This window comes from Pseudomonas sp. Sample_24, from assembly GCF_004307605.1.
Classification (GTDB): Bacteria; Pseudomonadota; Gammaproteobacteria; order Pseudomonadales; family Pseudomonadaceae; genus Aquipseudomonas.
In genome coordinates, this window is record NZ_RCNW01000314.1 from 1 (window position 1) to 3904 (window position 3904).

At 57.4% G+C, this 3904-nt stretch carries 4 protein-coding genes; 3 read left to right on the top strand and 1 reads right to left on the bottom strand.

Annotated elements, in window-relative coordinates; all coding sequences use genetic code 11:
- The first annotated feature begins 2 nt into the window (after positions 1-2).
- From D8V06_RS16835 to D8V06_RS16845, 3 genes are all read left to right on the top strand, one after another.
- Positions 3-683, top strand: coding sequence for a heavy metal response regulator transcription factor (locus tag D8V06_RS16835; protein ID WP_056857035.1), 681 nt, complete (start codon positions 3-5; stop codon positions 681-683).
- Entirely contained in the window at positions 683-2032 is a 1350-nt protein-coding gene (locus tag D8V06_RS16840; RefSeq protein WP_130903725.1) for a heavy metal sensor histidine kinase, read from the top strand. The genes D8V06_RS16835 and D8V06_RS16840 overlap by 1 nt, the downstream gene beginning before the upstream one ends.
- 132 nt (positions 2033-2164) lie before the next feature.
- The gene (locus D8V06_RS16845) at positions 2165-2608 is read left to right on the top strand and encodes a hypothetical protein (protein WP_130903724.1); all 444 of its coding nucleotides are present in this window, start codon (positions 2165-2167) and stop codon (positions 2606-2608) included.
- 61 nt (positions 2609-2669) lie between these two features.
- Here the strand turns inward: D8V06_RS16845 and D8V06_RS16850 are convergent.
- A partial coding sequence (locus D8V06_RS16850) for a lipoprotein-releasing ABC transporter permease subunit (RefSeq protein ID WP_130931353.1) occupies positions 2670-3904 on the bottom strand: 1235 nt, incomplete at its 5' end.

The window sequence follows — 3904 nt, forward strand, 5'->3', positions numbered from 1 at the left end:
CCATGAAACTGCTGATCGTCGAAGACCAACCGAAAACCGGCCACTACCTGCGCCAAGGCCTGGCCGAAGCCGGGTTCAACACCGAACTGGTGGCCGACGGCAACACAGGCCAGCAATTGGCATTGAGCGGCGATTACGCCTTGTTGATTCTCGACGTGATGCTGCCAGGTCGCGATGGCTGGCAGATTTTGCAAGCCGTGCGCAGTGCGGGTCTTGATACACCGGTCCTGTTCCTGACCGCGCGGGATGCGGTGGAAGACCGGGTCCATGGCCTGGAACTGGGCGCCGACGACTATCTGGTGAAGCCCTTCGCTTTCTCCGAACTGTTGGCACGGGTACGCAGCCTGTTGCGCCGTGGCAGCGCATCGCCCCAGGAAACCAGCCTGCAACTGGCCGATCTGCGCCTGGACCTGATACGCCGTCGGGTAGAACGCAACGGCCAGCGCATCGATCTGACGGCCAAGGAGTTCGCCCTGCTGGAAATGCTCCTGCGTCGCCAGGGTGAAGTCCTGCCCAAATCGCTGATCGCTTCCCAGGTCTGGGACATGAATTTCGACAGTGACACCAATGTCATCGAGGTGGCGATCCGCCGATTACGCCTGAAGGTCGACGATGAATTCCCCAACAAACTCATCCACACCGTGCGCGGCATGGGTTATGTGCTCGAGGAGCGCCCTGCCTGATGCGTCGACTATCCTTGAGCAGTCGTCTGGCGTTGTTGTTCGCGGCATGCACGGCTGTGGTTTCGCTGTTCGCCGGGGTGTTGTTCAGTCGTGCCAGCGAAACGCACTTCATTGAACTCGACCAGCAATTGCTGGATGGCAAGCTGATTGGCCTGCGCCGCGCGCTACACGAAATTCAATCGAGTGACAGCAAAATCAAACTGGCCGATGAGTTGAGCCGCCAGGCTGACCTGTCACTGCGCATCACCGGAAGCGATGGCAAGCGCTGGTACGACAGTTCGGCAAGCCTGCCCGACAATCTCCCGCAACAATCGGGGCTGTCGACAATCAACAACGACGGCACCGATTACCGCGTCCTGAATGCGCCACTATTTACCGACAAGCCCGACTCGCCGCAGTTGACTCTGTTGCTGGACATCACTCACCACCAGCATTTCCTGCAACGCATGCAGCACCTGATCTGGCTGACGGTGGGTCTATCGGCCCTCGCCACGGCACTACTCGGCGCCTGGGCCGCACAAAGCGGTTTGCGGCCGTTGCGGCGCATGAGTGCGGTCGCCAAGGGGGTTTCGGCACAATCGCTCAACGCACGCCTGCCCGAAGCGAACATGCCGCCGGAACTGGCGGAACTGGCCCACCACTTCAACGCCATGCTCGGGCGCCTCGACGACGCCTTTCAGCGGCTATCGGCGTTCTCCGCTGACATCGCCCATGAACTGCGCACTCCACTGTCGAACCTGTTGACTCACACTCAAGTCACCCTCACCCGCCCTCGGCCCATCGAAGATTATCGAGAAGCACTGCACAGCAACCTCGAAGAACTGCAATGGATGGCGCAACTGGTCAATGACATGTTGTATCTGGCGAAAGCCGATCATGGCCTGCTGATGCCCCAGTGCGAACCGTTGGAATTGGCCGACGAAGTCGATTTCTTGCTGGATTTTTTTGCGCCGTTGGCCGAAGACGCGCAGATCAGTTTAAGTCGCGAAGGCCGCGCCCTCATAAAGGGGGATCGCAATATGCTGCGCAGGGCATTCTCCAACCTACTGGACAATGCGCTACGTTTTACACCGCCAGACGGTCAGATCCGAGTGGTTATCGTCGACTCGGCTGACAGTTCGATTCTACGTTTTGAAAACACCGGTGATCGTATTCCCGATACCCTGCTTCCACGCTTGTTCGATCGTTTCTATCGTGCGGATCCAGCGCGGCGAAAAGACGACAGTGAACACGCAGGACTGGGTCTGGCAATTACCCAGTCAATTGTCCATGCGCACGGGGGTGAAATCTCCTGCACATCCAGGCAACAATCGACTTCATTCATAATTCAGTTCAACAAGCGCGCATAGTGCCTGCGCACAGCTAACACATAGTTCATTACAAACAACTCCACTCGATAGCTCCTCATTAAATCATCCTCGCTATATAGTTTTTTCACTCCTCACCAAGAGTTCACTAATACCTATTGCGAGAATAAAACCATGGAAGAAAAAACAACCGCAACACTGGTAGCTCAGACAATGCTCGCCAGTGACTTTAACGCACAACTTGGCAACCGAGGTGCTTTCGCAGACGACAGACCTCGCATCACGATCATTGCTGGAGGCGCGTTGATACTGACCGCCGCGCAAAACAACGCCACGTCCCCGCATGCCCAGTTGTTTTATTTCGGCTTGAATCCAAACATTCGTAGTGGCACCCACACGATTCCTGGGCCAATGATAACAAGCCTGGTCTATCAAGAAAGAAAGGAAAGTCAGTGGACGTCGTTCGGTGCCATAGAGGGTTCAATGACACTGGAACTGGATCAAGTGCGTAAACGTTTTAAAGCGACATGCTCGTTTACTGTTAAAAACATCAACGAATCAATTGAGGGTGTTGCCAACATGGATGTTTATATTAGCGAGTGGCCAACAGCAATCTGATTGAGCAACACTTTTGCAGCAAGCGACACTCCTGCCGGAGCGTCGCTTGCACTGGTAATCCTTATGAATACCGCAACGCATGCGCCGGCTCGATCTTCGCCGCTCGCCACGCCGGGTAAACCGTGGCCAGGAAGCTCAGGACAAACCCCGCGGTGCAGATCAACGCAACATCAGCACCTTGCAACTCGGACGGCAAGTTGCTGACGAAGTACACATCGGAACTGAAGATGTGCTGCCCGGTTACCCGCTCTACCCAGCCCACCATCTCGCTGACGTTCAACGCCGCGATCACGCCGAGCACACCGCCAATCAGGGTGCCGACGATACCGATGACCGTGCCCTGCACCATGAAGATCGCCATGATCTGCCGTGGCGTGGCACCGATGGTGCGCAGGATCGCGATGTCCGCGCCCTTGTCGTTCACCACCATGATCAGGGTGGCGATGATGTTGAACGCCGCCACCGCAACGATCATCAGCAACAGCAGGCCGATCATGGTTTTTTCCATTTTCATCGCGCTGAACAGGCTGCCCTGGGTGTGAGTCCAGTCATCGGCCTTGTAGGCGGCACCGAGCCCGGTGGCGATATCGCCCGAGACTTTTGGCGCAGCGTACAAATCCTTCACCGCCAGACGCACGCTTTGTACCTGGTTCGGCTCCCAATGCTGCATCTGCGCAGCATCGGCAAGGTGGATAAGCGCCATCGAGCCATCCAGCTCGGCGCCGACCTTGAACACACCGACCACGTTCAGACGCTGCATGCGCGGAGTAATCCCACCCGGTGCAGTACTGACTTCCGGAACGATCAGGGTGATTTTGTCGCCTACGTTCAGGCGAAAGCGCCGCGCCGTGATCTCGCCGATCACGACGCCGAATTCACCCGGTTTCAAGGCATCGAGACGCCCCTGGACGATGTGCTTGGCGACGATCGACACCTGACCTTCCAGCGCCGGATCAACGCCGCTGACCTGGATCGGCTGCATCGTGCCCTTGTAGGACAGCATGCCTTCCATCTCGGTGAACGGCACGGCTGCGGTCACTTCCGGGTTTTTCATCGCCGCCGCCGCGACCGGCTGCCAATCATCGATCGGGTTTACACCGACGATGGTGGCGTGCGGCACCATGCCGAGGATGCGCGAGCTCATTTCACGCTGGAAGCCGTTCATCACCGACAGCACCACGATCATCGCCAGCACCCCCAGGGCGAGGCCGATCATCGAAGTCATCGAGATGAAGGAAACGAAGCGATTGCGGCGCTTGGCGCGGGTATAGCGCGTGCCGATAAAGATCGATAACG

Excerpts from the sequence above, each read along its gene's own strand:
- D8V06_RS16840 (WP_130903725.1), top strand. The coding sequence starts at position 683 with ATGCGTCGACTATCCTTGAGCAGTCGTCTGGCGTTGTTGTTCGCGGCA.
- D8V06_RS16835 (WP_056857035.1), top strand. The coding sequence starts at position 3 with ATGAAACTGCTGATCGTCGAAGACCAACCGAAAACCGGCCACTACCTG.
- D8V06_RS16845 (WP_130903724.1), top strand. The coding sequence starts at position 2,165 with ATGGAAGAAAAAACAACCGCAACACTGGTAGCTCAGACAATGCTCGCC.